This window comes from Pseudomonas sp. Xaverov 83, from assembly GCF_019352905.1.
Lineage (GTDB): Bacteria > Pseudomonadota > Gammaproteobacteria > Pseudomonadales > Pseudomonadaceae > Aquipseudomonas > Aquipseudomonas yamanorum.
On record NZ_JAAAFU010000057.1, the window covers coordinates 79,760 to 105,968 of the forward strand.

The window sequence follows — 26,209 nt, forward strand, 5'->3', positions numbered from 1 at the left end:
GTTTTGGGTCTGCTGCGCAGCCCAGCGGGAGCAAGCTCCCTCGCCACAATGGCGCTTGGTCGTCAGGAAGTGCCGTTCTAGAGCCTCCCCCACCGGTAAATCCGCCAAAGGTCGGGGCATGACGCTGCACCATTACCGTGCAATACTCGCGGCCGTTTGTTGGCGAAGGTTCCTACGCTGGCCAGGTAATGCTCCTCCGCAAAAGGCGTGTTTACCGAGAGTTCCCGCTGAATCTTGCCGTTTATAGAGTGAAAACCCCTGGGTTTAGCTTTTTATACTGCACCCCCGCTGATCTGGCTTGGCCAGACCGTTTTACCCAAAAGGTGAACCGGAAACGGTACGCCATGGCACATCCGCCACGACGCTCCGGACTCGGTGGCTCATATCCAATAACAAGACGAGGTTGTATCCCTATGCCCGCTGGCAATCACCTGCCCCAAGGCGAGACCGCTCAGGGCGGTCCGCTGAAACGCGAACTTGGCGAACGGCATATTCGCCTGATGGCCCTCGGCGCCTGTATCGGTGTCGGCCTGTTCCTCGGTTCGGCCAAGGCCATTGAAATGGCCGGCCCGGCAATCATGCTGTCGTACATCATCGGCGGTCTGGCGATCCTGGTGATCATGCGCGCCCTCGGTGAGATGGCCGTGCACAACCCGGTGGCCGGTTCCTTCAGCCGCTACGCTCAGGATTACCTCGGCCCGCTGGCGGGCTTTCTCACGGGCTGGAACTACTGGTTCCTGTGGCTGGTGACCTGTGTCGCGGAAATCACCGCCGTCGCCGTCTACATGGGCGTGTGGTTCCCCGATGTGCCACGCTGGATCTGGGCCCTCGGCGCGCTGGTCAGCATGGGCACCATCAACCTGATCGCAGTCAAGGCGTTCGGTGAGTTCGAGTTCTGGTTCGCGCTGATCAAGATCGTCACCATCATTGCCATGGTGATCGGCGGCGTTGGCATCATCGCATTCGGCTTCGGCAACGATGGCGTGGCCCTGGGGATTTCCAACCTGTGGACCCACGGCGGCTTTATGCCCAACGGCGTACAGGGCGTGTTGATGTCCCTGCAAATGGTGATGTTCGCCTACCTGGGCGTGGAGATGATCGGCCTCACCGCCGGTGAAGCGAAGAACCCGCAGAAGACCATACCGAGTGCCATCGGCTCGGTGTTCTGGCGCATCCTGCTGTTCTACGTCGGTGCGTTGTTCGTGATCCTGTCGATCTACCCGTGGAACGAAATCGGCACCCAGGGCAGCCCGTTCGTGATGACCTTTGAGCGCCTCGGTATCAAGACTGCCGCCGGCATCATCAACTTCGTGGTGATCACTGCGGCGCTGTCGTCGTGCAACGGCGGTATCTTCAGCACCGGGCGCATGCTCTACAGCCTGGCGCAGAACGGCCAGGCCCCGGCCACGTTCGGTACTACGTCAAGCAACGGCGTGCCGCGCAAGGCGCTGCTGCTGTCGATCTTCGTCTTGTTGCTGGGCGTGTTGCTCAACTACATGGTCCCGGAAAAAGTCTTCGTGTGGGTCACCTCCATCGCCACCTTTGGTGCGATCTGGACCTGGCTGATGATCCTCCTGGCCCAGCTCAAGTTCCGCAAGAGCCTGACCCAGGCCGAACGTGACGGCCTCAAATACCGTATGTGGCTGTACCCGGTCAGCTCCTATCTGGCGCTGGCGTTCCTGGTGTTGGTGGTGGGGTTGATGGCGTACTTCCCGGATACCCGCGTGGCGCTGTATGTTGGCCCGGCGTTCCTGGTGGTGCTGACGGTGTTGTTCTACGTGTTCAAGTTGCAGCCCACCCAAGCTGCGGCGCGCGCCGCAAGCTGATTGTTCCGCGCTCAACAAAAAGCCCCTTTCGGGGCTTTTTGTTTTTCAGGCGGTGGCGATGCGTGCCGGATGGGTGAGCCGCTTGTTCAAATCCAGCCAGGCCCCCAGCAACGCCATCAGCCCTGCGCCTACCAGTGCGGTGAAGATTTGCATGGCGAAGGCATCGCCGGTGATCGCATTGATCATGTCCGCCAGGGGCGCCAGCAACACCCCCAGGCAGAACACTTCCAGGGAGTAACGCCCCATGCGGCAGGTTTGTTGTGCCAGCCAGTTTTGCGTCCAGGCGCGGCCGGGCAACAGTTTGGCGGTGACATAGGCCAGGGCCAGGAAGTGCAGCAGACGCACCGGCGACAGGTCGGTCTTGCTGATGGGGTACAGCAGGTCGCTGAGTGCCGATGGCATCAGCGCATCGTGGATTTCAGGCCAGCGCCACGAGAGCGTGAGAACCCCCGCGACCAGCGCGTACACCGCCGCAGCCACGAACAGCGGCTGACGCAACAGCCCACGGGTTTCTGCGGGGCGTGGCTGCTGCGCATGAATCGCCGCCGCACCGCCCAGCACAAACAGCAACTGCCAGGTCACCGGATTGAAGTACCACACGCCGTCGGCAATCGCCGACAGGTTCCAGCCCAGGTGCGGTGCCAGCAGGTACACCGCCAGCGAAACAGCCACCACCGCCCAGGTCTTGCGCAACAGCAACGGCAGCACCAGCGGCAAGCAACCCAGCAGCACGATGTACAGCGGCAGCGGGTCCATCAGGTTGGGCTTGAAGCGCAATAGCAACTCATCCACCAACGCTTGCTGGGGATGGGTGACGAAGTGCGTCAGGCCCATCTCTTCAACGAGGTCGCGGGTTTCCACATGGCTGTTGGCGAAGAACACGATGCCCATCAGCATCGCCAGCAAGAAGATATGCACCACGTACAGCACCCAGGTGCGTCGCCAAATCTTTACGCAGGCGATCAAGTAACCGTCGCGCTGCAGGATCTTGCCGTAGGCCAGCACCGCCGCATAACCGGCCAAAAACACGAAGACTTCCGCCGCGTCGCTGAAACCGACGTTGCGCAGGGTGATCTGGCCCAGAGGGTTGTGGGGCACGTGATCCCAGAAAATGAAAATCAACGCCAGGCCCCGAAAAAAATCGATGCGCGGGTCGCGTCCGTTCAGCATGGCAGCGGGCTCTTGAACAAAGGGTTTAGTAGTGACAAGCGGACGACGGCTTTTGTCGAGCCGTACGTCGGGCGGGGCGCAGGTTGGCGGTATTTGTAAGCAATTGCAAAGCTGAGTTTTTTGCTGAATGTCTCATCGCTTCGTTTAAACGTCGATGATCACCAGCGTGCCATGACTGCCGGGCAGCACGGTGTGGGCAACACCGGCTTCCACCAGATACATCTGCCCGGTGCGTACGTCGATGGCCTCCTCGCCGATGGACAGGCGCAAAAGGCCGTCGGTCACCAATAGCCCTTCGTTGTAGTCGTGGGTTTCTTCTTCATAGGCCTGTGCGTCCATGCGCAGCACCTTGATCCGCGCCGGGCCGACGTGGCCCAGGCGGGTGGATTTCCAGGTGCCCGGAAGTTGTGCGGCGATGGCGGTGAAGTCCAGTAACGGCATGGTGAAGCTCCTTGTTTCAACGATGCCGTTCGGTGGTCCGGTTCAGGCGCAAAAGGGATGGCTTAGAACGCGTCCATCAGCAAAACCCGGCAGGGTTTGGCTTCGTATTGGTTGATCTGCGGCACCAGGCGGGTGAAGTGCTCCGTCTGGCAGTGCGCATCCAGCGCGGCCTGGTCGGGCCATTGCTCGACAAAGATAAAGTGCCCGGGGTCTTTCTGGTCGACGAACAGATCGTAGGCGATGCACAGCGGTTCCTGGCGGGTTTTCTCTACCAGTTCGGCGTACCACGGGCGCACGGTGTCGAGGTGTTCGGGTTTGATGAAGTCTTCGGCAATCACTTTCAGCATCGTATCGCTCCGTTAAACAGATCAGGCTGCGGCGATTTCATTCGGCTCAAAACTATCGGCCCGCGCCATCTGCCACATGCGCGAGTAAAACTCGCCGTTCACTTCGCCGGTGAGCAATTCACCTGGCTTGAGGAACACATGCAACTGTGAGAACAACTTGATCTCGGTGGCCGACATACGTCGCACCAAATGCTTGGCCGATAGCTGCGATGGGTGATCGAGACCGGCGGCGGCGAGCATTTCGGCCAGGGCCTTCAGGGTGTTGCGGTGGAAGTTGAACACGCGCTGGGCCTTGTCCGGCACCACCAGTGCCCGTTGGCGCAATGGGTCCTGAGTGGCCACGCCGGTAGGGCATTTGTTGGTGTGGCAGCTTTGCGACTGGATGCAACCAATGGCGAACATGAAACCCCGCGCCGAGTTGGCCCAGTCGGCGCCGATGGCCAGGACGCTGGCGATGTCGAACGCGCTGACGATCTTGCCGCTGGCGCCGAGCTTGATTTTGTCCCGCAGGTTCAAGCCCACCAGGGTGTTGTGCACGAACAACAAGCCTTCACGCAGCGGCACGCCAATGTGGTCGGTGAACTCCACCGGCGCGGCGCCGGTGCCGCCCTCCTTGCCGTCCACCACGATGAAGTCCGGGAGGATGCCGGTTTCCAGCATGGCCTTGGCGATGCCCATGAATTCCCACGGGTGGCCCAGGCAGAACTTGAAGCCCACCGGTTTACCGCCCGATAGTTCACGCAACTGGGCGATGAAATGCATCATTTCGATGGGGGTGGAAAACGCACTGTGGCGCGACGGCGAGATGCAGTCTTCACCCATCATGATGCCGCGGGTCTCGGCGATTTCCTTGGTCACCTTGTGCTTGGGCAGGATCCCGCCGTGGCCCGGTTTGGCGCCTTGGCTCATCTTGATTTCGATCATCCGCACTTGCGGGTTCTGCGCCTGCACGGCGAAACGTTCCGGGTCGAAAAGGCCGGCGCTGGTGCGGCAACCGAAGTAGCCGCTGCCCAGTTCCCAGGTCAGGTCGCCGCCGTTTTCCCGGTGATAGGGGCTGATACTGCCTTCACCGGTGTCGTGGGCGAAGTTGCCGAGCTTGGCACCCTGGTTGAGGGCGCGAATCGCGTTGGCGCTCAACGAGCCGAAACTCATGGCCGAGATGTTGAACACCGAGGCCGAGTACGGCTGCTTGCACTGCGGGCCACCGACCATCACGCGAAACGCGCTGGGGTCGCTCAACGGCGCGGGGCGCATGGAGTGGCCGATAAATTCAAAGCCGGACTGATACACGTCGATCAGCGTACCGAAGGGTTTGTCGGCGCTTTCGTTCTTGGCGCGGGAATAGACCAGCGAGCGCTGGGCCCGGGAAAAGGGCAGGGCGTCGCTGTCGGATTCCAGCAGGTATTGGCGGATTTCCGGACGGATGCCTTCCACCAGGTAACGGATATTGCCCAGGATCGGGTAGTTGCGGCGCACCGCGTGGGGGCTTTGCAGCAGGTCGAATATGCCGATCAGGCTGAGGATGCCGGTGACCGTCGCGATCGGCCACACCCATTCGTGTTCGATAAACGGCATGCTGGCGAGGGTGAAAATGACGCAGGCGGCAAAGAACGCGTAACGGCTTAGTAACGACAGGCTCATACGGTTTTCCTTAGGTTCCACTCATCAGTAATACGATTTTCAGGCGTTTTGCGCCTGCAGAAAAATCGAGAACAGCTCCGACTGGGATTTGATCCCCAGCTTGCTGTACATGTGTTTCTTATGGACTTTCACGGTTTCAACAGAGATTTCCAGCTTACGAGCGATTTCCTTGCTGGAGCAACCACTGAGCATCAAACGGCCCACATCCAGCTCCCGCGCGGTGAGTTGCGCGCCCCAGCCATCGTTGTGGATCGGCGGTTCCGGGGCGCTCACCTGGTTGAGTTCATGGGGCAGGCGTTGGCGCAGCAAGCCCAGCACCCAGGGCTGAATCAGCGACAGCAGGGCAATCTGCTGCGGGTCAAAGCGCTGTTTGGAGCCCAGGGACAGGCATAAGGTTCGCCCGTCCGGTTGCTGGCAGTTGAACTGGATTTCATCGGCCACCACGTTCAGCCGGAAGTAGCGCTGGTAGTACTCGGTCAGCTCGAAATGCTCCGGGGCCACTTCGGCCAGGCGAAACAGCCCGGTACGCGAGTGTTCGCGGCTGGCGATGTAGAAGGGGTCGAGCAGGTACAAGCCGTTGAGGTAATCCTGGAACAGATGGTCCGGCTCACCGTCCTGGCCTGGGCATTCGGCGAACACCAGGGGCTTGTGCTCGCTGCCGAACAGCAACACCACCCAACTGTCGAACGGCACATATTGGTCCAGCAACCGGACCAGCTGCGTCCAGAAATTCGGCTGGTCCAGGGCGTCTATCATCTGCCCCACCGAACGGTGCCAGGCGATGTCTTCCAGCGACAATGTCATGCATCTACCCCCATAGGGTTAACCCGGCTGCGTGATTTCCCGAGTGTTCGCGGCTGCGCATACTGCGCCACAGATAAAGAACAAGGAATAACCATGAAGGTCGAATTTGCCCAGCTGGCAGGCCGCGATAACGGCACAGCTTACAACCTTGAGCGCGCTTTGGCGGTGATTGCTGCGTGTGCGGCGGATACCCAATTGGTCGTATTCCCGGAAACCCACCTGATGGGCTTCCCGACCGCCGGCACTGTGGCCGAGGTGGCCGAGCCGGTGGAGGGCCCGACCGTCCAGGCGATTATCCAGGCGGCGCGCACGCGCAATATTGCCGTTGTCATCGGCATGGCCGAGAACGACGCAGGCCAGTTCTACAACACCACCTTGATGATCACCCCGGACGGCATCGCCCTGCGCTATCGCAAGACCCACCTGTGGGCCTCGGATCGCGGCGTGTTCACTCCCGGCGACCGCTACGCCACCTGCGAGTGGAACGGCGTGCGCGTGGGCCTGTTGATCTGCTACGACATCGAATTCCCGGAAACCGCCCGCGCCCTGGCGCAATTGGGCGCTGAGGTGTTGATCGTCACCAACGGCAACATGGACCCGTACGGCCCCACCCACCGCACCGCGATCATGGCCCGCGCCCAGGAAAACCAGGCGTTTGCACTGATGGTCAACCGGGTGGAAGAGGGCGACGACGGCCTGATGTTTGCCGGTGGCAGTGCGCTGGTGGACCCGTTTGGCAGCTTGCTGTTCGAAGCCGGGCGCGAGGAAGGGCAGTTCAGGGTTGAACTGGACCTGGGGCAACTGGCAGCGGCACGACAGGATTATCGCTACCTGGATGACCAGCGCTTGAAATTGCCGGGGGAGGTGATTGAGCGCAAGGACGGAACGCGGGAGTTGCTGATCCCGAAACCCTGACCCCGATTCCCTACCACAGGAGATCCAATGTGGGAGCTGTCGAGCCCCAGCGAGGCTGCGATAGCGGTGGGTCAAACGCTATCAATAGTGACTGTGCTGACGTCATCGCAGCCTCGCTGAAGCTCGACAGCTCCCACAGGGAACTCGCTTCATTACAACCAGAAATACTGTTCCCACCCATAAAAATAGCTTTCGCTGCACCGACTTCAGTCCTGCCATAACTCTAATAATTGCGCGGAGAATCGCTCATGGCTCGTTTGCAACGCACCCTGTCGCTAGGGTCGGTGGTGCTGTTTGGCATCGCCTATATGACACCGATCATTGTCTTGGGTACCTTCGGCATCCTGGCGCAATCCACCGCCGGGATGGTCCCGGCCGCTTACCTGGCCGCGCTGGTGGCGATGTTCTTCACCGCCATGAGCTACGGCCGCATGGCCTCGGCGTTCCCGGTGGCCGGTTCCGCCTACAGCTATGTGCGCAAGGCCATCAGCCCCAAGCTCGGGTTTATCGCCGGTTGGGCGGTGTTGCTCGACTACCTGTTCCTGCCCATGGCCATCTGGCTGATCGGCGCGGCCTACCTGCATTCGGCCTTTCCGGCAGTGCCCCAATGGGTTTGGGTACTGGCGTTTATCGGTGTCACCAGCGTGATCAACATCATCGGCCTGAAACTCGCCAACGGCATCAACGCCTTGCTGATGCTGGTGCAGTTCCTGGTGCTGATCGCCTTCGTCGCGCTGTGCATCCACTACATCGGCGGTGATGCGAGCAAGCCGCTGTGGACCATCACCCCGTTCTTCAATGGCCAGATGCAAATGCCGTTGATCATGAGCGGCGCAGCGATCGCCTGCTATTCGTTCCTGGGCTTTGACGCGGTCAGCACCCTGACCGAAGAAACCCGTGACCCGCGCCGCACCATTCCCCGGGCGATCATGCTGATCACCCTGATCGGCGGGCTGATCTTTGTTGGGGTGTCGTACTTCGTGCAGATCGCTCACCCATCGTTCGAATTTACCGACGTGGACTCCGCAGCCTACGAGATTGCCCGCAACATTGGCGGCGACCTGTTCGTGTCGATCTTCCTGATCGGCCTGATCGTCGGCCAGTTCGCTTCAGGTTTGTCGGCCCAGGCCAGTGGTTCGCGGTTGCTGTTTGCGATGGGGCGCGACGGGGTGTTGCCCAAGTCGTTCTTCGGTACCTTGCATGCGCGCTTCGGTACGCCGGTCAACAGCATCCTGCTGTGCGCGGTGGTTGCGTTACTGGCGTTGAGACTGGACGTGACCACCTCGACCTCGTTCATCAACTTCGGCGCGTTCCTGGCTTTCAGCCTGGTGAACCTGTCGGTGATCTTTCACTACTGGATCGGCGCGAAGCGGCGCGGGTTGCGGGAGCTGGTGTTGTTCCTGGTGTTCCCCACCATCGGCCTGGTGGCGGATTTGTGGTTGATGGTCAGCCTCGATCACCTGGCGATCTACCTGGGCCTGAGCTGGTTGGCGATTGGCCTGGTGTACCTGGGTTTCCTGACGCGGGGCTTCTCGCAACAGCCGCCGGAAATGGACTTTCAGGAAGCCGCATAGAAGCTCGGGGTCTATTCTTATTGCAAGCGGTTCTCGTTTGGGCGCATCATTTGTGTTACTGTATAACGCTTGATGTTCACCCAGACGCCCCGGAGGCCTTATGAAACCTGGTATCCACCCCGACTACCGCACCGTGTTGTTCCATGACACCGCCGCCGACGTTTTCTTCCTGATCGGCTCCACCGTGGAAACCGACCGTACGCAGAAACACAGCGACGGCAACACCTACCCTTACGTGCTCCTCGACGTGTCCAGCGCCTCGCACCCGGTATACACCGGCCAGCAGCGCAAGACCCAATCCGAAGGCCGCATCGCCGGCTTCAACAAACGGTTTGCGTCGTTTGGTTCGAGCCCGAAGAACGCCGAAGCCTGAGCCTGTCCCCTGTAGAGGATTGCCTTTACAGGGGATCTGTCGTCTGGCGAATCGGCAACACCACCCGAAACGTCGTGCCTTTGCCCACTTCGCTGTTCACTGAAATGGTCCCGTGATGCTTCTTCACAATGCCATACGACAGGGACAGCCCCAGGCCTGTACCTTCGCCCACCGGCTTGGTGGTGAAGAACGGGTCGAAGATTTTCTGCACGGTCTCCGGCGCGATCCCGCAGCCGGTGTCCGCCACTTCCAGCCAGACCTGGTCGCCCTCCACGCCATTGCTGAGGGTGATGGTGCCGCGTTCCGAGCCCATGGCCTGGGCGGCGTTGATCACCAGGTTCATCACCACCTGATTGAGCTGCGAGGCCAGGCATTCAATGTCCGGCAGCTTCTGGAAATGCTTGACCACATCGGCCTTGTACTTGAGTTCGCTGGCGACGATGTTCAGGGTTGAGTCGATACCCTGTTGCAGGTTTGCCCACTGCCATTTCTCGTCGTTGTCGACCCGCGAGAAATCCTTCAGGTCCTTGACGATCCGGGCCACGCGGCCAATGCCGTCCTTGGATTCGTGGATCAGAATCGGAATGTCTTCCTTGAGAAACTCCAGGTCCATGGCCTTGCGCAGGCGTTGCAATTGCGCCAGGCATTCACCGGGCGCGAGGGCTTCTTCGGCCTGCTGATAGGCGTCGAGCATCTGTTGCAACTGTTTGAAGTAGCCGTCCAGGGTGCTCAGGTTGGAGGAGATGAACCCCACCGGGTTGTTGATTTCATGGGCCATGCCCGCCGCGAGCTGGCCCAGGGACGCGAGTTTTTCCGACTGCACCAACTGGCTTTCCAGTTGCTTGCGCTCATCGATTTCCAGCTGCAGCGCCTGGCTGGTCAAGGTCAATGCATGGGTACGTTGCTCCACCAGATGCTCCAGGTGACTGGTTTGCAGGGACGCACGTCGGGCCATGTCCCATTTGGCGGCCAGGGTGTTAGCCATCTGTTGGACTTCGATGTTGTCGAAAGGCTTTTTCAGGATCAGCAGGCGGTCATGGCCCTGCAGCCGAAACAGCAGTTCTTCCCAGGAATAATCGGAGTAGGCGGTGCACACCACCACTTGCAGTTGCGGGTCGACTTTCCATAGTTCCTCGATGGTTTGCGCGCCGTCCCAGCCCTGAGGCATGCGCATGTCGACAAAGGCCAGGGCGTAGGGACGCTCTTGTTGCATGGCTTGGCACAGCAACTGCAATCCTTCCTGGCCGCCGTAGGCCGAATCCAGCTCAAAGGCCAGGGCCTGGGGTTTGGCGCTGTCGCCGAAGAGCGCGGTTTCCATCTCATCCAGTTCCTGGTTCGCGTCGACGGGCGGCATCAAAATCTTGCGAAAGTCCTCGTGAATCGACGGGGTGTCATCGATCAATAAGATTCGCCGGTTTGGTGGTTTATTCATGCTCAAGTCCGTGCGGGATCAAGGGGGATGAGCAAGGTGAACAACGCGCCTTTGCCCGGGCCATCGCTGTGGGCAGTCAGGCGGCCCTTCATTTCCAGGGCCGCCAGGGCGCAGCTGTGCAGGCCAAAGCCGTGGCCTTCCTTGCGGGTGGTAAAACCGTGGGTGAAGATTCGCGTCATGTTTTCTGCGGGTATGCCTTCGCCCTCGTCCCTGACGCTGATCTGCAAGGTGCCGTCGTCCAGCGGCAGCACCGTCAGGGTCATTTGCCGGGTGCGGTCGGTGAGGTTGGACATGGCGTACTTGGCGTTGCTGATCAGGTTGACCAGGATCAGCAGCAACCGATGCTTGTCGACCATGATCTCGGGGACGTCGTGGTAGTTCTTGACCACGGTCACATGGTGGCGGCTCAGGGCCCCGGAATTCATGCGCAACGCATCCTCCATCAAGGCGCTGATATGCACCGGCTCCAGCAGTGTGGATGCGCCGGCGTAGGACTGCTGGGTGGAAACGATGTCCTTGATGTGGTCGACGCTTTTGCTCAGTTGCGCCAGTTCCTCGGTGAGGCCCTGCTGTTCAGTGGCGATGGCGTCGACCAACTGGTTCAGGTAATCGGGCAACAACTTGCCTTTTTCATTCTCGGTGAGAAAGGTCCCCAGGTCGCGGCGGTGCTCGTTGATCAACTGCATGGCCTTGCCCAGCCCCAGCGCCTTGCTGGTGCGCAGCTTGCGCGTCACCAGCTCGGCGGAGATATTCACGCTGTTGAGTACGTTGCCGACGTTGTGCAGCACGTTGGTGGCAATTTCCGCCATGCCGGCCTGGCGGGCGCTGTCCAGGAGTTCACCCTGGGCATCCTTGAGTTCCCGGGTACGCTCCTCGACGCGTTGCTCAAGGTTTTCGTTGACCACATGCAAAGCCCGGTTGACCCGGTTGATCTCGGCGAAACTGCGCAACAGGCGAATCGCCAGGTACAGCAGCAGCGCCACCAACAAGGTTGAAAACACCAGCAGGTAGCGATGGTATTTCTGGTCGAGCAGGTCGGCGGCCGCCTGGTCCTGGTTGAGCTGGTTGGTCAGGTCGTCCAGATGATCGGCCAGCGGCACGGCGGCGATGCGTTCGAGCAGGTCGTTGACCACGGGCTGTTCCCGCAGGATCAGCGAAATGTGCTTGCTGAGAATCTCCACCGGCACCTGGAACGACTCGGGCAGGCTCAGTTTGTTGATCGCCAGTTTGTTCAGGCCCACCAGAATGTCGGCGGCCTTGTCGTCGCTGGTCACCTGGGCGAATTCGAGGCTGCTCAGGAGTACGTCGTAGGTGTCGGTGGCGATGCTTTGCTGAAGCAGCTTGTCCCCGTCGGTAAGTGCCAGGAACTGCGCCTGAATATCGTCTTCGGCCGTGGGCAGGAAGGCCAGAGAGTTGCGCAGTACCGCATTGTGGGACTTGAATTGCTCCACCAGCCGGGCCTTTTCCTGGATTGCCTGGCGATAGGCATCCTGGCTGGATTGCCAGTGGGCCGGGTCTTCGTGAGTGTTCTGCGACTCGCGGCGCTCAAGCTGGGCCCACAGGTCGTTTATCTCTTTGAGGGGGGCGACCAAGGGGTCGTAGTTGTGGGTCAGGGCAATCCTGGCCTTGAGCACTTCGCTGTCCCATTGTGAGTTCAGTTGCTTGATTTCGCGGATCAGGTCGCGGGATTCGGTGTAGGTGGTCTGTTCGCTCGATGACTTGAGGTACAGGAATACCAGGGTCGAGGCCAGTATCAGGGTCATGGCGCTGAGCATGAGCTGGGTGGCGCGGCGGGAGAGCTTCATAGGGGCTTGCCTGCCCATTCGCCGGTCAGGGTTTTCAGAAACAGCACGATCAGGGTCTTGTCTTCAGCGGAGGGAATGCGCCCCAACTGGTACTTGAACATCACGTCGACGGCTTCTTCGAGGGTCTTGGCCGAGGCGTCGTGAAAGTACGGGGCGGTGACCGCCACATTCCTCAGGCTGGGCACCTTGAACACGTTGCGGTCTTCCTCGTCCTTGGTCAGCAGGTAGCGTCCCAGGTCGGCTTCGGTGGGGTTGCCACGGGCTTTGAAGTAATCGTCCATCACGCCGAATTTCTGGTACATGTTGCCGCCGATATTGGCGCCCTGATGGCAAGCGATGCAGCCGTATTCCTTGAAACGCTGGTAGCCGTATTTTTCTTCAATGGTGAGGATATCGGTGTTGCCCAGCAGGTATTGGTCGAAGCGCGAATTGGGAGTGAGCAGGGTACGTTCATAGGTCGCCAGGGCATTTTGCACCGTGGCGGGCGTAATGCCGTCGGGGTAGATCTGTTGGAAGGTGGTCTGATAGTGGGGCAGCGCCGACAAGGTCTGGATCACGGTTTTCCAGTCGTTGCCCATTTCCAAGGGGCTGGTGACCACTTGTTCGACCTGCGCCTCAAGAGTGTCGACCCGTGCGTTCCAGAATTGTTTGAAGTTCAGGCTCGCGTTGAACACGGTCGGGGTGTTGAGCGCCACGGGCTTGCCGTCGAACCCCAGGGAAAACGGCTGATTGTCGACGCCGCCCGTTTGCAGGTCATGGCAGCTGGCGCAGGACTTGGTGTTGTTGACCGACAGTTGTGTTTCGTTGAACAACTGGCGCCCCAGCTCCACCGTTGCCGGATCCAGTTGCGGTATCGGTGGCAGCGGCTTGAGCGGTTCGTCCAGGGGCGCGGCCATCACGGGCAGGCAGGTCGCCAGCCAAAACAGGATGGCGAGCCCGGGCACCCATGAAGACCGGTGAACATTGCGTGGCGTGGCGTCGCTCAAGCGATGATTCCTTGGGGAAGAAGGTTATTGGCTGGGCATCAGGGTGCGCTGTCCGGCTTGCATGAACTGGGCGAATTCATCGGCGGCCACGGCTTTGCTGAACAGGAAACCCTGGCCTTCTTCACACTGGTGAGCCCTGAGGAAGTCCAGTTGCTCAACCGTCTCCACGCCTTCGGCAATGATGTTCAGGTCCAGGCTTTTACCCAGGCTGATAATCGCGCTGATCAGTTGTGCGTCCTGAGTGTTTTTACTCAAGCCACGAACGAACGATTGATCGATTTTCAGCACATCAATGGGAAAGCGCCGCAGGTAGCTGAGGCTGGAATAACCGGTACCGAAATCATCCACCGCCAGGCGCACCCCCATGGTCTTGATCGCGCGTAAGGTAACCAGGGTCTCCTCGACGTTTTGCATCAGCACACTTTCGGTAATCTCCAGCTCCAGCAACCCCGGCTTTAGGTGGGTGCGCTCGAGGATGGCCGCCAGGTTGGCGACAAAATCCCGCTGGCGAAAATCGATGGCCGAGATGTTCACTGAAATACAGATCGGGGCCATGCCGGCTGCCTGCCAGGCTTGCGCTTGCTCGCAGGCCTGGCCCAGCACCCATTGGCTCAGGAGCACGATCAGGCCGCTGTCCTCGGCCACTGGGATAAAGGCAGACGGGTAGACCCAGCCGTGATCGGGCTGGTACCAGCGAATCAAGGCCTCCGCACCGACAATTCGCCCGCTGTTCAAGTCCAGTTTCGGTTGGTAGTGCACGACAAACTCGTTGCGTTGCAGGGCCAGCCTAATCGCGGTCTCCAGGCTTTGTTGTTCCTGGGCGTGGCGGTTCATGTCATCGATGAAAAAGCTGAAGTCATTCGGGCCGTGATCCTTGGCGGCGTGCATGGCGGTTTCGGCCTTCTTGATCAATTCCACAGCGCTGAAACTGTCATTGGGGTAAATGCTGATGCCCAGGCTGGCGGTGACGCTCAGGTCGTGGCCGGCCACGTAGCGGATGTGGCTGACCACCTTGAGGACTTTCTCGGCGATGTGCTGGGTTTGCTGGGGATGATGAACGTCGTTGAGGATCAGCACGAACTCGTCCGAGCCGTAGCGAAACACCGAGTCCGACTCGCGCACTGTCGCCACCAGGCTTTGGCTGACTTGCTTGAGCACTTCATCGCCCACTGGGTGGCCCAGGGCGTTATTGATGCGCTTGAAGCGGTCCAGGCCGATAAACATTACCGCCAGCTGGGTGTCATGGCGCCGGCAAGCGGCGATGGCCTGGGTCAGCCGGTCCCCCAGCAGTGTGCTGTTGGGCAGGTCAGTGAGGGCGTCGTATTGCAACAGGTGCGAAACCTTGAGCAGTTCCTGCACCCGCTCCTCCACCGTACGTTCCAGGCCCATCAGCTTGAGGGCGGCATCCTGTGTGAGCTGCCATTTCCAGGTCAGGGCACTGGCCATCTGGCGGATTTCGAGGTTGTCGAAGGGTTTTTTCAGGATCAGCAGTTGGTCGTCGTATTTGAGGCGCGCTTCGATAGCTTCAAAGGAATAGTCGGAGTAGGCCGTGCACAAGGCGATTTGCAGGTGGGGGTCGATCGCCCACAGTTGCTCGATGGTCTCCAGTCCGTCCCAGCCCGGCGGCATGCGCATGTCGATAAAGACCAGGGCGTAGGGGGTGTTGGCTGCCACGGCCTTGGTCACCAGGGCCAGCGCTTCCTCGCCTTGATAGGCCGAGTCCAGCAGGAACGTCTGGCGCACGGCCGGGGCGGTGCCGAACAGAGTCTCTTCGATGCTGTCCAGGGATTGGCCGCCGTTGGTGTCGGCTTCGAGGATCTTGCGGAAGTCTTCGTGGATCGACGCGGTGTCGTCGACGATCAGGATCCGCCGATTGGCCCTCGCGGAGCGCGGGTTCACGAGCGGTTCCGGGAGGCGCTCAACTGCATATTCTGGCGCATGTGGCTTCCTTACCTTGAGTGCATCGGTAAACAGGGGCGGTCATGGGCTTCTTGCCACAAGCATAGTCGGCTCCCTTGAATAAGTCGGCCGGTTGGCGTCAAATCAACGCCAGTTACCCCCGCATTCATCTAGCGCCCAATGCATCTGCAAGTACAGCGATTGATGACGACGGGCCGCAATGGTGCAATTTTGTGTCATTGAGAGGAGGTGTCGCCATGGACGAGCAACTTGCAACGACTGCCCCCTACACCCCCACGATTTTGCTGGTCGACGACGAAGAGTCGATTCTCAACAGCCTTCGCCGTTTGCTGCGCGGCCAACCCTATGACGTGCTGCTGGCCGGCAGTGGCGCCCAGGCCCTGGAAATCATGGCCGCGCGGCCCATCGACCTGGTCATGACCGACGCCCGCATGCCGGCCATGGACGGTGCGATGCTGCTGGCCGAGACCCATCGGCTGTACCCGGCTACCACGCGCATCCTGCTGACCGGCTACGCCGACATGAGCATGATGATCAAGGCGATCAACGAAGGGCAGATCCACCGCTACATCAGCAAACCCTGGAATGACGAGGAAATGCTCCTGATCTTGCGCCAGTCCCTGGAGCACCAGCATTCCGAGCGCGAGCGGCTGCGCCTTGAGCAGTTGATCCGCGAGCAGAACGACCAGTTGAAAGCGCTTAATGCCACCTTGGAAAAACGCGTGGTGGCGCGCACTTCCGAGCTGCAGCAGACCGCCGACATGCTCGACCTGGCCTACGATGAACTCAAGCGCAGCTACGTGACCGGTACCGAGGTGTTTTCGCTGCTGGCCAACCTGCGGCTGCCCAAGGAAAAACAGACCAACCGCCAACTGATCGAACTGATCCGCGTGTACTGCAAGTTCCAGCCCATGGACGAAGCCAGCGCGCGCGACCTGACCATGGCTGCCGCGCTCTACAACATCGGCAAGTTAAGCTGGAGCGATAGCATGATGGTCTCTCCCAGCGACCTGCTGCACAGCACCGACCGTGAGCGCTACCGGGCGTATCCGACCCAGAGCGAATCGTTGCTGATGACCCTGGAACCGATGAAAGACGCGGCGCGCTTGATCCGCCATCACCAGGAACGCTGGGATGGCACTGGCTTTCCCGACCACCTCAAGGGCGACGCAATTCCACTGGGCTCGCGCCTGTTGAAACTGGCGGTGGATTTCATCGAACTGCAACGCGGCTTGATCCTTGAGCGGCAGATGAACAGCGACGAAGCGCTGCTTTACATCCGTAAATATGCCGGGCGCCTTTACGACCCGGAGATGGTGGAAGACTTCATCCAGGCCTGCGCGGCGTTTCTCAGTGACGTGACCCTGGGCGATCCGTCGGTCAAGGTCCTGACCACCCGCGAACTCGCCGAAGGCATGGTGCTGGCGCGCAACCTCAACGCCGACAACGGCATGCTGCTGCTCAACGCCGGCAAGGTGTTGAACCTGCCGCTGGTAGACAAGCTGATTGCGTTCGAAGCCATGGAAGGGGCGAAGTACAGCGTGTTTATCAAGGAGCCGGATGAGGCGCTGCTTTCGGGTTGATGCCGGTTCATGGGATCCTTGCGCCTTTGTATTCAAGGCGACCTTCCCATGACCTCCACCATTCGCATCGCCGCCGCCCTGCTGATCGGCAGCGACGGCCAGACCCTGCTGGTACGCAAGCGCGGCACCCAGGCCTTCATGCAGCCAGGCGGCAAAATCGATGCCGGCGAGCAACCTGCCGAGGCTCTGGCCCGTGAGCTGCACGAAGAACTGGGCCTGCGTATTGACCCGGCGGCAGCGGTGTACCTCGGCCAGTTCTCGGCGCCGGCGGCGAATGAGCCGGGGTTTGTGGTGCAGGCCGAGTTGTTCCAGGTGCACATCGACGTGGCGGTGACACCGGCTGCCGAGATTGAAGAGGTGCGCTGGATCGACCCGGCCGGCGACGGCGGTTTGCAGCTTGCGCCGCTGACTCGGGACTTGATTCTACCGTTCTACCGTTCCTCTCTAACGGGTGCCTGAAACTGTGGCGAGGGAGCAAGCTCCCTCGCCACAGGTATCCGCTATTTATCAGCGTACGGCGCTGACGCCGTCCAGGGTCGAAAACGAAGTGTCCTTGGCCGTCAGCAGAAAATCACGCATGTACGGCGCGTCCAGCATGTCGGCGCGAATCCCGGCGTACAGCGTGGCAAACAAACCTTTCTCTCCCAGCCGCTTGGCCTTCACATAGCCCCGGGAGCTGTATTCATGCAGCGCCCAGTGGGGCATGCCGCACACGCCGCGACCGCTGGCCACCAACTGCATCATCATCACCGTCAGTTCCGACGTACGCACCTGGGCCGGCTCCACGTCGGCCGGTTCCAGGAAGCGGGTGAAGATGTCCAGGCGATCACGTTCCACCGGGTAGGTGATCAAGGTTTCGCTGATCAGGTCTTCGGGCACGATGTAAGGCTTGTTCGCCAGCGGGTGCTGGTTGGCCACCGCGAGCATGGCTTCGTAGGTAAACAGCGGCACATAGGTGATGCCCGGCAGTTCCAGCGGATCTGAGGTCACCACCAGGTCCAGGTCGCCACGGGCCAGGGCCGGCAACGGCGCGAAGGCGAAGCCGGAGGCCAGGTCCAGTTCCACTTCGGGCCAGGCGTCGCGGAACTGGTCGATGGTCGGCATCAGCCACTGGAAACAGCTGTGGCATTCGATGGCCATGTGCAAACGCCCGGCCGTGCCGCCGGCCAAGCGTGCGATGTCGCGTTCGGCGCCGCGCAGCAAGGGCAGGGTGGCATCCGCCAGTTGCAGCAGGCGCAGGCCAGCGCTGGTGAAGCGCAGTGGCTTGGTCTTGCGCACGAACAGCTGCATGCCCAGGCGTTCTTCAAGCTCCTTGAACTGGTGGGAGAGCGCTGATTGCGTCAGGTGCAGGCGCTCAGCGGCCTCCACCAGGCTGTCGGCTTCGCGCAAGGCGTGCAGGGTCTTGAGATGGCGGATTTCGAGCACGGGGTCTCCATGAATATAACTTGTGACAAATTCGGATCGGTTGAGTTTGTCTCATGTTGTTATGCCTGTCGACCGTCGTGCTCAAGTCGCGCCGCCTTCACACCCCGGCAAAGTGCCGGGTGGCCAGCGCTCGCCCGATATTGCCGCGCCAGATAGGGTCGACCGTGGCCCCGGCTTGCGCTTGGGCGACTTGCCATTGCAAACCCAGGTTGCGCTGCTCGGGAATCTTCAAGTGGGCCTTGGTGAACTCGTCGAACTGCGCCCCGACCTTGTCGTAATGAAAGTGCGCATACCACAGGGTGGCGGGCGGCGTTTGTGTCAGGTCCTGAACCACGTATTCCTGAAGAGAATCCGCCCGCCCTTTCTTGCCTTCATTGAGGTTGCGGGCCGGCTCGCCCTTGCGGATCTCCACCACCCGCTGTTCGCGAAGATAGTCCAGATAGCCTTCGGTGGGGGTTTTGCTGGCGAGGGTCTGGCGGATTCGCAGGTTGCGGCCTTTGATGGTCAGCTCCGCGGCCTTGGCCCGCAGCTGGCGCACGAGGTCCTCGGTCGGGTCCAGGCGTTCCAGGCGATTGGCCCGCAGGTTCAACTCGGCCGCTTCGCTGACCAGCAGGTGTTCGAGGTCCACCGGCAGCATTTTTTGCTCGGTGTAGGCGATGGCGCGGCTTTCGTACTGCGCGACGTTGTCGAGGCGAGTCCTGGCTTCGCTTAGCACGAACGGCTTGACGTTGGACTCCGGAGGCGCAGGTTCCGAAGCAGCACTGTCCTTGAGTCGGGATTTGCCGCCGGGGCCCTTCACCCAGGTCTCGGCGCGCCCTCTGGCGCTCTCAACCCGGTAAGTGGTGGCTTGGGTTTGCGGGTCGATGCTCTCGGTGCCCACCAGGGAAATATTGTCCTCGGTGTCGAATACCCGCCGCACAGGTTGCCCGGCCGGTGGGCGGCTTGCCGGCGACTCCTTGATGGCGCGGCGAGCCAGTTCGATCATCTGGTCGATGTCGCCGAAAAACGCGCTGAGTTGGGCCTGGTCGAAATGCTGCGGGTAACCGAGGTTCCAGGTGCGGATGGTCAGCCGGAATTGTTCATAGGCCTGTATGCAGTCTTCCAGCACCTTGCGCCGCTGTGTGATGTTGGCGCTGGCGTTGGGCAGTTCAAAATGCGAAGCCCATGCCCGGTTGACTTTGGCGTAGCTGTCCCGGGCCTGGGCCCGCAAGTAGAACCAAGACAGCTCGGCAACTTCGGGGTAAGTCTCAAGGGTATCGAAGCGGTGTAACAATTTCAGGTGCGTGCGGTAGCTGTCATTGAGCGTACGTCGGAATTGCTCCAGCATCGGGCTTAGCCGGGTACGGTGGGCGGCATCGGTTACCTGATCGAACCAGCGGTTGAACTGGGAAAAGTCGGCATCGATCCGGTCCAGGTCACGCAGAATCTCGCTGCTGATCCTTTTACGCTGCCGCAGGATCTCCAGCATGGCGGGAATGATTGCCAGGGTGTCGAAAACCTCGGGGGAGATGGCGGTCATGTTATGGGTTCCAAGCTCCAGGACCCGTGCCTCGATCTGCTTGAAGTGATAGCGCGCCCGGTTCAGGGTGGTCAGGGTCAGGCGCGCCGCATTGCGGCTGATGTCCTCTCTGATCGCGCGCTGGCGGTTGCCGCTGGTAAAGGGCACGAACTCCGTCAGTTCCTGATACTGGCGGCTGTAGAGCTCGATGTCCTGCTCGAAGGATCTGCGGATCGCCGGGCCTGCGCTGTCGGTGCGGGCCATCAGTTCTTCGGTTCGGTTAATGGAGAGCGCGATCAGGTCTTCGCGGCTGTTGATACTGTTGGCCAGCGCCTGTTGGCGGCGCAGGGCGCGGTCGGTCCACCAGCGCGGCAAGTAATCACGGATCGACTGGGGCCAGATCGGATCAAGCACTTCGGCCATATGCCCGAGCACGCTGCCGCCACCCGCCAGGCCACCCTTGAATGCGCTGCCGTAGACGCCGTAGTGCGTGTCCCATTCGCCGTTTTCATCCAGGGCAATCGGCTGCTTGTAGGTTTTGCTGCGGGTCGGGCTCAGGCGCCAGTCCAGCGGATCGCCGGCCAGCTCAACCTGGTAGATGCGCCCGCGCCGCACGATGAAGTCGCCTTCGGTATGCCGGTACACGTTGCGATAAAAACCGTGGGGTTGAGGTTGCAGCCCGGCCAGCGAGATCACCCCTTCGTATTCATAACCGGCGAAACGCTGTGCCGCCCGTCGAGCCTGGGTGACCGAGGGCAGGTGCAGGCTGGCGGCGCTGCTGGCCAGATGGCGCAATTGGCGCTGGCGCGTGGCGGCGCGGGCGTTGACCGGCAAGGCGAGGCTGCCTGGCAGAATGTCCATGGCGCAGTCGATCAGCGACAACAGCACCGCCTCGACCTCGGCCAGGCCATGGCCGACATTCCCGCGCAGGAACGCGGCAGTGGCCAGGTTGGCACTGGACCAGGCGTCATACAACGCGACGACCGAGCCCACGAAGGGCACCAGCCCCAGGGCGATTTTCAGGTAGTTGAAAATCAGCCCGGCGCGCAGCGCGTTCTGCTCCAGCAACAAGGCCGCGTTGGAGCGCGAGGTCGCGCGATGCGCTTCTATGACGCGGCCCATATGGGCGTTCAGCAAATGGGCGGCCAGCGACGTGGTGGCCGGCCACGGGGTTCCGACGGCAAAGATCGGATCAAAATTCCGTTGCTGGGCCTGGGCGATCCGGGCGAGGTGGGCGGCGGTGTTGCCCTTGATGGCCAGGCCGGCCAGGTAGGCGCTCATGCCGCTGACCAGGCTGAGGTCGTAGAGCGCCTTGCGGGCCAGTTCCAGGCTCGGGTAACGCCGCAGGTCCTGGTTGTCCGGGCTGTTTGGCAGGTACAGCAGGGTTGTGCCGGAGATTTGTTCCTGGATGAAGGTGGCCCCCGACAGGGTGGTCGGACCGAAGTCGGTATCTTCACCGCCCGCACTCAGCGTGGCGGGCAGCAGCACGATTTTCTTGCCCTGCGCCTGCCAGGCACCCGCGTTGTCGGCGTCGATGGCGATGTTCAGCAGCCGCAGATCGTTGTCGTCGAATCGCCCCAGCGCCCGGGCGCGTTTACCTTGCAGCATGAGCATCAGGCGCAGCGGCTCGGTCAGGCATTCGCGACGGTGCTGGGTGGTGAAAGGCGCCGCCGCGGGATCACCGAGGAAGGTGCGGGTGATCAAGCTTTCGTAGGCCCCGGCGAGGTCGAGTTCCTTGACCAGGGTCTTCAGGTACTCCAGGGACAGGCCGGTGGTCAGCCGGGTGGTTTCAAGGGCATTGGGGCCGGTGACATCGAGCTTCATGTAGGTCAGGCGCTGGGCCAGCGTCGGGTCGATGTTTTGCTGGGCCAGTTGCAACAACGACAGGGTGCTGCGGCGGGTACTGGGCACCGTCACATACTTGAACGGTGTACCCGGGCCCGCGTATTCGGACAGGTATTCGCGCTCCTGGCTGACCGCGTCGGGCAGGTCCAGTTGCACCGACCAGGCGTGTTCAAGCTGGAAGTCTTCGCGCAGGCGCTGGTCCAGGCGGCGCTGGCCGAAGTCGTCGAAGGGTTCCAGCTCGCGCTCGAGCAATTGCTGCGAGCGATGCAGGGCGCTGATCTGCGCGTGTATCAGGTGCTTGAGCGCCAGGCGTTCATCTGCCGGCAACTGGCTCAACTCCCCAGGCAATGACGCGGCCAGGGTGGTGCTGCGTTGTTGTTCGAGCAGTTGTCCGTACGCCAGTTCGCGCGCCGGGCACACCGGGGTTTGCAGGATAAACAGGGTTTGCTCTTTAAGTTTGTCCAGGCCTTCGGCCCGCTCCTGGGCGAACGGAGGCACCGGGAAGAGGGAGATCAGCGCATACGCCTGTTGTTCGCTGGCGTACAGCTGCTGTTGCAACGAGTATTCAATCGGGTCGCCGGTCAGCAGCGACAGTTGCAGGGTGACGCCTTGCGCTTCGCTCGACAGCTTGAACAGCGAGTGTTCCAGGGCTTGGCGGGATTCGAAACGCTGCAGGCCCCCTGCATTGCCGGGCCAGTACAGCAACAGGCTGTGGGGCGCCGCAGAGCTCAGTGCGCTGGTCTGGGTGATGAGCAACAGGCCTGTCAGCTCCTCGGGACCTTCCCTTGGGTCACGGCTGGAGAGTATCAGGCGGGTCACCGCGACAGCCGGGCGGCGTTCCGGGGCCGCGGGGTGTTCCGTGACGGCCAGGAGCAGGCGGTGTTCCTCATCGCTGATCTGCTGGAGCGCATGCTGGATGGCGCCTTCGGCGCGCAGGGCGGCGAGCCGCGCCTGATAGAGCGCGTCATAGTCCGGATTGGGTTTTTGCCGCAGCTCAAGTTGATCGAAGGCGGCTTTTTTGGCCAGCAGGCCGCTGGCGGCATCATTGCCGGCCTGCTCTGCGTCTTTCAGCGCTTGCATCAAACCCCTCAACTGCGCCAGCTGGGCGGTATGCTCAGGGCCATCGCCCAGGAAGCGTTCCAGTGCACTGCGTTGTTGCCTGATCGCGGCCCAGCGTTGGCCCAGGGCAATGTCGGCGCTGAGGTGGCCGAAGGGCAGGGCAGGAGGCAGGTCGTCAGCGTCCGGGCCGGGCGTATCTGCCAGTTGATGCGGTGCGATAAGCATCGGTATTTCCCGGCGCTGGCTGTCCAGGCGGTCGGCATCATCGAGGGCGTGGCTGGCGTAACGGGCCAGGTCACTGCCATTGCGATGACGGTTGCGCAGGCTTTCCAGCTGAGCCGCGTGCAGGTGCGAAAGCAGGTCCAGAATGCCGTGCTCCAGGGTTTCGGTGCGCGAGCTGTATTCGAAGGTGATAGCGTCAGCCGCAACGTCCGGCGGGATCAGTTGCTGATGCGCTGCGACCAGCCACTGCTCCATGTCGCTGCGTTGGCTGAAGACCATCACGCCGGGTTGCCGGCAGGGCAGGTACAGGGTTTGTGTCGACAGCGGCTCCTGGCCCACGGAGATGACCCAGGCACCAGTCAATTTGACCTTGCTCTGGTTGGGCAGCAGCAACGCCAGCTGGCAGGTCTCGACGGGGCGTACGCCATTGGTGGGGGTGACCGGGTTGAGCACTGTCTGCAACGAGATCAGTTGTTGGGCACTCAGCCTTCCCTGGGCATAGGCCGATTGCCCGCAGGCTTCGAAATGCTGGCAGTACAGTTGTGCCGCCCGCTCGCGACGGGACAACGGCGTACCCGGCGCCCGGGTACTCCAATAGTTCTCCCAGCGGGCGCTGAGCAATTTCCCCAGGCCCAGTGCCTGGAGCCGTTTGAGCAATTGCACGGGCGTGAGGGCTGACAGGCGGTGGGACGCCAGGCCGACTACGGTGCTGCGGGCATCCAGAGTGGGCGAGATGTCTGGAAACTGGCAGATAAATCCCCAGGCATCCACCAGGCTGACGAAGTGCTCGTCGTGATCTTCGGTCTTGAGAAAACCCAGGCCGACCGGTGCGGCGCCCAGTTGCCAATGCTCTGTGAGCAGTTGTTCGATGGAGTCGCGTACGCCGGGCGCCTGGGCGACCAGTTGATGCAGCTCCTGTTGGCTTTCGCGCCAGCGCGCGGAGGCTTGCAAGGACAGGCTTTGGTCCTGGAGACGGGCCTGGCCTGGAAGCGACGGTGAGGCGAAGTCGCTCAGGGTGGCAGACGGGGGAAGTAGGGTGAGGTCACTCATGATGGTGTGTTCATGCTCTGGTGAGACCGGGCTTGCCGGTGAATGCACCATTAAAGAGGCGGGGCCAGGGCGTGAGGTGATAGATAGATACGCGGATGACCGTTGGGCGCCCTTCATCAAACTGTCACTGAACTGTGGCAGCGCGCTTGTACAAACTTCATCAGACTCGCGCTCTACTGGGGTTCTGCGTTTCGGTGTTTTTCATGCGCGTGTTTTTTTTCATGGCCGCTCTGTTATTCGGCCTGCCGTCCTTTGCGGCTTCTCGATGTGATGTGAATGTTCCGACTGAACGGGTCGATCTGGAACAGGTGAGCCTGGCCTACCAGAGCATTGGTCGCGCCTCCGACCCAGCCTTGCTGCTGGTAATGGGCCTGGGCGGGCAGTTGATTCACTGGCCGGACGAAGTGGTGGTGGCCCTGTGTGAGCAGGGCTTTCGGGTGATTCGCTATGACAACCGTGATGTAGGCCTGTCGACCTGGCGCCAGGCACCGGCCAGCGCCAACCTGACGTTCGAAGTGCTGCGCTACAAACTTGGCCTTCCAGTGGCGGCGCCCTACACCCTGACCGACATGGCGGACGACGCACTCGGCCTGATGGACGGCTTGCATATCCAGCAATTCCACGTATTGGGCGCAAGCATGGGCGGCATGATCGCCCAGCACCTGGCGGCCATGGCGCCGCAACGGGTGGAAAGCCTGACCCTGATCATGACCAGCTCCGGCGCCGAAGGCCTGCCGGCACCGAGTGCGGCGTTGGTGCAACTGTTGTCGCGGCGCAGCGCGCCCAATCGTGAGGTGGCCCTGGAACAACAGGCCGACCTGCTGGCGGCGCTGGGCAGTCCTTATGTGAAGGATGATCGCAAGGTGCTGTTGCAGCAGGCGGCGCAGTCTTACGACCGGGCGTTCAATCCTGACGGTGTGAAACGCCAGATCATGGCGATCCTTGCCGAACCGAGCCGGGTGCCGTTGCTCAATCAACTGCGGGTACCGACGCTGGTGGTGCATGGCACGGCCGATCCGTTGTTGCCAGTGATGCACGGGGTACACCTGGCGGCGCATATCCAGGGCAGCCAGTTGCGGCTGATCCCTGGGCTGGCCCATCGTTTCCAGGAGGCGTTCAAGGCGCCGTTGCTGGCGGCGGTCTTGCCCTATTTGCAAGAGCATCGGCAGGATGCGGCGCATTGGGCGCAGATCGACACGGTGGTACCTGCGAAGGTTTTGTAAGGGCTTGACGGGGTGTATCGTGGGACCTTTCCGGCGTTTAATGCCAGCGAGGTTGCCTAGTCATGAGTACTCCCCTGAAAATCGATTTCGTCAGCGACGTGTCGTGTCCCTGGTGCATCATTGGCCTGCGTGGCTTGACCGAGGCCCTGGACCAACTGGGTCCGGAGGTGCAGGCCGAGATTCATTTCCAGCCTTTTGAGCTGAACCCGAACATGGCTGCTGAAGGGCAGAACATTACCGAGCACATCACCGAAAAGTACGGCTCCACGGCTGAGCAGTCCCAGGCTAACCGGGCGCGGATTCGTGATATGGGTGCGGAGTTGGGGTTTGCGTTTCGTACCGACGGGCAGAGTCGTATCTACAACACGTTTGATGCGCATCGTCTGTTGCATTGGGCGGGGCTTGAGGGGTTGCAGTACAACCTTAAGGAAGCGCTGTTCAAGGCGTACTTTACGGATCAGCAGGATCCGTCGGATCACGGGACGTTGGCGGGGATTGCCGAGGGTGTCGGGTTGGACCGGGTACGGGCTGAAGCGATTCTGGCTTCGGATGAATATGCCGCCGAGGTGCGGGAGCAAGAGCAGTTGTGGGTTTCTCGTGGGGTGACTTCTGTGCCTACGATCGTGTTCAACGATCAGTATGCGGTGAGTGGCGGGCAGCCGGCTGAGGCTTTTGTCGGGGCGATTCGGCAGATTATCAGTGAGGCTGGCAGGGGGTGATGGGGGCATATCCGTTGCTGTGGTAACGGCCTCCTATGGTTCCGCTCTTACAGCGGGTCACTTTTGAAAAGCGCAAAAGTAACCAAAACGCTCTGCCCCGCCTATCGGCACCTCGCTTAGGCTCGGTGTTCCCTCACTCCGGCATTGCTCCGCGGGCCGCCGCGACGGGCCATTCATGGCCCGGCGCGGCTAAACCGGCGTCCTGCCGGTTTACCCGCTCCGCACTGCCTGCGTTCGGCCTCGGGCTTATTGGGGCAGTCAGATCAAGATCAAAAGCAGATCAAGAGCACAGCGGCCTCCCGGCCGGCTTGAGTGTTAAAAGCAAAGGCAAGATCCAGAGCGAAAGCCAAA

At 61.2% G+C, this 26,209-nt stretch carries 19 protein-coding genes; 8 read left to right on the forward strand and 11 right to left on the reverse strand.

Going from position 1 to position 26,209, the window contains the following annotated elements; translation table 11 throughout:
• The first annotated feature begins 413 nt into the window (after positions 1-413).
• Positions 414-1,826: an amino acid permease gene (locus K0H47_RS18800; protein ID WP_063027368.1), complete on the forward strand. Its 1,413-nt coding sequence runs from the start codon at positions 414-416 to the stop codon at positions 1,824-1,826.
• A 45-nt stretch (positions 1,827-1,871) separates the two neighbouring features.
• On the opposite strand, the gene K0H47_RS18805 is transcribed toward K0H47_RS18800, so the two are convergent.
• The 5 genes from K0H47_RS18805 to K0H47_RS18825 all read right to left on the reverse strand — a co-directional run bounded on the left by K0H47_RS18805 (position 1,872) and on the right by K0H47_RS18825 (position 6,229).
• Positions 1,872-2,996 carry an OpgC family protein gene (locus K0H47_RS18805; RefSeq protein ID WP_219273403.1) on the reverse strand — a complete coding sequence of 375 codons (1,125 nt, stop codon included), beginning with the start codon at positions 2,994-2,996 and terminating at the stop codon, positions 1,872-1,874.
• Positions 2,997-3,140: 144 nt separating this feature from the next.
• Entirely contained in the window at positions 3,141-3,437 is a 297-nt protein-coding gene (locus K0H47_RS18810; protein WP_063027372.1) for a cupin domain-containing protein, read from the reverse strand.
• 62 nt (positions 3,438-3,499) lie between these two features.
• Positions 3,500-3,784, reverse strand: coding sequence for a putative quinol monooxygenase (locus tag K0H47_RS18815; RefSeq protein ID WP_063027374.1), 285 nt, complete (start codon positions 3,782-3,784; stop codon positions 3,500-3,502).
• A 21-nt stretch (positions 3,785-3,805) separates the two neighbouring features.
• Positions 3,806-5,425, reverse strand: a complete 1,620-nt coding sequence (locus tag K0H47_RS18820; protein WP_063027376.1) for an FMN-binding glutamate synthase family protein — start codon at positions 5,423-5,425, stop codon at positions 3,806-3,808.
• A 39-nt stretch (positions 5,426-5,464) separates the two neighbouring features.
• Positions 5,465-6,229: a LuxR C-terminal-related transcriptional regulator gene (locus tag K0H47_RS18825; RefSeq protein WP_063027378.1), complete on the reverse strand. Its 765-nt coding sequence runs from the start codon at positions 6,227-6,229 to the stop codon at positions 5,465-5,467.
• 93 nt (positions 6,230-6,322) lie between these two features.
• Between K0H47_RS18825 and K0H47_RS18830 the strand changes: the two genes are divergently transcribed.
• The 3 genes from K0H47_RS18830 (at position 6,323) to K0H47_RS18840 (ending at position 9,091) form a co-directional block, all read left to right on the forward strand.
• The gene (locus K0H47_RS18830) at positions 6,323-7,144 is read left to right on the forward strand and encodes a carbon-nitrogen hydrolase family protein (protein WP_177071132.1); all 822 of its coding nucleotides are present in this window, start codon (positions 6,323-6,325) and stop codon (positions 7,142-7,144) included.
• Between the two features lie 248 nt (positions 7,145-7,392).
• A complete protein-coding gene (locus K0H47_RS18835) occupies positions 7,393-8,718 on the forward strand; it encodes an APC family permease (RefSeq protein ID WP_219273404.1) in 1,326 nt (441 codons plus the stop codon).
• A gap of 100 nt (positions 8,719-8,818) precedes the next feature.
• On the forward strand, positions 8,819-9,091 hold the full coding sequence (locus K0H47_RS18840; RefSeq protein ID WP_017480090.1) for a type B 50S ribosomal protein L31: 273 nt from the start codon (positions 8,819-8,821) through the stop codon (positions 9,089-9,091).
• A 25-nt stretch (positions 9,092-9,116) separates the two neighbouring features.
• Here the strand turns inward: K0H47_RS18840 and K0H47_RS18845 are convergent, their stop codons facing one another.
• The 4 genes from K0H47_RS18845 to K0H47_RS18860 form a co-directional block, all read right to left on the reverse strand.
• Positions 9,117-10,523 carry an ATP-binding protein gene (locus tag K0H47_RS18845; RefSeq protein ID WP_219273405.1) on the reverse strand — a complete coding sequence of 469 codons (1,407 nt, stop codon included), beginning with the start codon at positions 10,521-10,523 and terminating at the stop codon, positions 9,117-9,119.
• Positions 10,524-10,525: 2 nt separating this feature from the next.
• A complete protein-coding gene (locus K0H47_RS18850) occupies positions 10,526-12,328 on the reverse strand; it encodes a DAHL domain-containing protein (RefSeq protein ID WP_093205475.1) in 1,803 nt (600 codons plus the stop codon).
• The gene (locus K0H47_RS18855) at positions 12,325-13,272 is read right to left on the reverse strand and encodes a cytochrome-c peroxidase (protein WP_374106763.1); all 948 of its coding nucleotides are present in this window, start codon (positions 13,270-13,272) and stop codon (positions 12,325-12,327) included. Before K0H47_RS18855 ends, K0H47_RS18850 begins: the two co-directional genes overlap by 4 nt.
• A 66-nt stretch (positions 13,273-13,338) precedes the next feature.
• Positions 13,339-15,213 carry a bifunctional diguanylate cyclase/phosphodiesterase gene (locus tag K0H47_RS18860; RefSeq protein WP_063027388.1) on the reverse strand — a complete coding sequence of 625 codons (1,875 nt, stop codon included), beginning with the start codon at positions 15,211-15,213 and terminating at the stop codon, positions 13,339-13,341.
• Positions 15,214-15,470: 257 nt separating this feature from the next.
• Between K0H47_RS18860 and K0H47_RS18865 the strand changes: the two genes are divergently transcribed.
• Together K0H47_RS18865 and K0H47_RS18870 are read left to right on the forward strand one after the other, a co-directional pair.
• Positions 15,471-16,817 carry an HD domain-containing phosphohydrolase gene (locus tag K0H47_RS18865; RefSeq protein WP_063027390.1) on the forward strand — a complete coding sequence of 449 codons (1,347 nt, stop codon included), beginning with the start codon at positions 15,471-15,473 and terminating at the stop codon, positions 16,815-16,817.
• A gap of 48 nt (positions 16,818-16,865) precedes the next feature.
• Positions 16,866-17,276: an NUDIX domain-containing protein gene (locus tag K0H47_RS18870; RefSeq protein WP_063027392.1), complete on the forward strand. Its 411-nt coding sequence runs from the start codon at positions 16,866-16,868 to the stop codon at positions 17,274-17,276.
• A gap of 48 nt (positions 17,277-17,324) precedes the next feature.
• On the opposite strand, the gene metR is transcribed toward K0H47_RS18870, so the two are convergent.
• Together metR and K0H47_RS18880 are read right to left on the reverse strand one after the other, a co-directional pair.
• On the reverse strand, positions 17,325-18,242 hold the full coding sequence (gene metR, locus K0H47_RS18875) for a transcriptional regulator MetR (protein ID WP_017480097.1): 918 nt from the start codon (positions 18,240-18,242) through the stop codon (positions 17,325-17,327).
• A gap of 97 nt (positions 18,243-18,339) precedes the next feature.
• Positions 18,340-23,916 (reverse strand): dermonecrotic toxin domain-containing protein, encoded by a 5,577-nt coding sequence (locus K0H47_RS18880; RefSeq protein WP_219273407.1) that lies wholly within the window; start codon positions 23,914-23,916, stop codon positions 18,340-18,342.
• Positions 23,917-24,119: 203 nt separating this feature from the next.
• On the opposite strand from K0H47_RS18880, the gene K0H47_RS18885 reads away from it, so the two are divergent.
• Together K0H47_RS18885 and K0H47_RS18890 are read left to right on the forward strand one after the other, a co-directional pair.
• Complete coding sequence (locus K0H47_RS18885; RefSeq protein WP_017480099.1) at positions 24,120-25,139, forward strand: alpha/beta fold hydrolase; 1,020 nt, start codon at positions 24,120-24,122, stop codon at positions 25,137-25,139.
• A gap of 62 nt (positions 25,140-25,201) precedes the next feature.
• Positions 25,202-25,858 carry a DsbA family oxidoreductase gene (locus tag K0H47_RS18890; RefSeq protein WP_063027398.1) on the forward strand — a complete coding sequence of 219 codons (657 nt, stop codon included), beginning with the start codon at positions 25,202-25,204 and terminating at the stop codon, positions 25,856-25,858.
• The last annotated feature ends 351 nt before the right edge of the window (positions 25,859-26,209 follow it).

Bases quoted from the DNA above. Each gene is read 5' to 3' on its own strand.
- K0H47_RS18800 (WP_063027368.1), top strand. From the start codon at position 414: ATGCCCGCTGGCAATCACCTGCCCCAAGGCGAGACCGCTCAGGGCGGT.
- K0H47_RS18805 (WP_219273403.1), bottom strand. From the start codon at position 2,996: ATGCTGAACGGACGCGACCCGCGCATCGATTTTTTTCGGGGCCTGGCG.
- K0H47_RS18810 (WP_063027372.1), bottom strand. From the start codon at position 3,437: ATGCCGTTACTGGACTTCACCGCCATCGCCGCACAACTTCCGGGCACC.
- K0H47_RS18815 (WP_063027374.1), bottom strand. From the start codon at position 3,784: ATGCTGAAAGTGATTGCCGAAGACTTCATCAAACCCGAACACCTCGAC.
- K0H47_RS18820 (WP_063027376.1), bottom strand. From the start codon at position 5,425: ATGAGCCTGTCGTTACTAAGCCGTTACGCGTTCTTTGCCGCCTGCGTC.
- K0H47_RS18825 (WP_063027378.1), bottom strand. From the start codon at position 6,229: ATGACATTGTCGCTGGAAGACATCGCCTGGCACCGTTCGGTGGGGCAG.
- K0H47_RS18830 (WP_177071132.1), top strand. From the start codon at position 6,323: ATGAAGGTCGAATTTGCCCAGCTGGCAGGCCGCGATAACGGCACAGCT.
- K0H47_RS18835 (WP_219273404.1), top strand. From the start codon at position 7,393: ATGGCTCGTTTGCAACGCACCCTGTCGCTAGGGTCGGTGGTGCTGTTT.
- K0H47_RS18840 (WP_017480090.1), top strand. From the start codon at position 8,819: ATGAAACCTGGTATCCACCCCGACTACCGCACCGTGTTGTTCCATGAC.
- K0H47_RS18845 (WP_219273405.1), bottom strand. From the start codon at position 10,523: ATGAATAAACCACCAAACCGGCGAATCTTATTGATCGATGACACCCCG.
- K0H47_RS18850 (WP_093205475.1), bottom strand. From the start codon at position 12,328: ATGAAGCTCTCCCGCCGCGCCACCCAGCTCATGCTCAGCGCCATGACC.
- K0H47_RS18865 (WP_063027390.1), top strand. From the start codon at position 15,471: ATGGACGAGCAACTTGCAACGACTGCCCCCTACACCCCCACGATTTTG.
- K0H47_RS18870 (WP_063027392.1), top strand. From the start codon at position 16,866: ATGACCTCCACCATTCGCATCGCCGCCGCCCTGCTGATCGGCAGCGAC.
- K0H47_RS18880 (WP_219273407.1), bottom strand. From the start codon at position 23,916: ATGAGTGACCTCACCCTACTTCCCCCGTCTGCCACCCTGAGCGACTTC.
- K0H47_RS18885 (WP_017480099.1), top strand. From the start codon at position 24,120: ATGCGCGTGTTTTTTTTCATGGCCGCTCTGTTATTCGGCCTGCCGTCC.
- K0H47_RS18890 (WP_063027398.1), top strand. From the start codon at position 25,202: ATGAGTACTCCCCTGAAAATCGATTTCGTCAGCGACGTGTCGTGTCCC.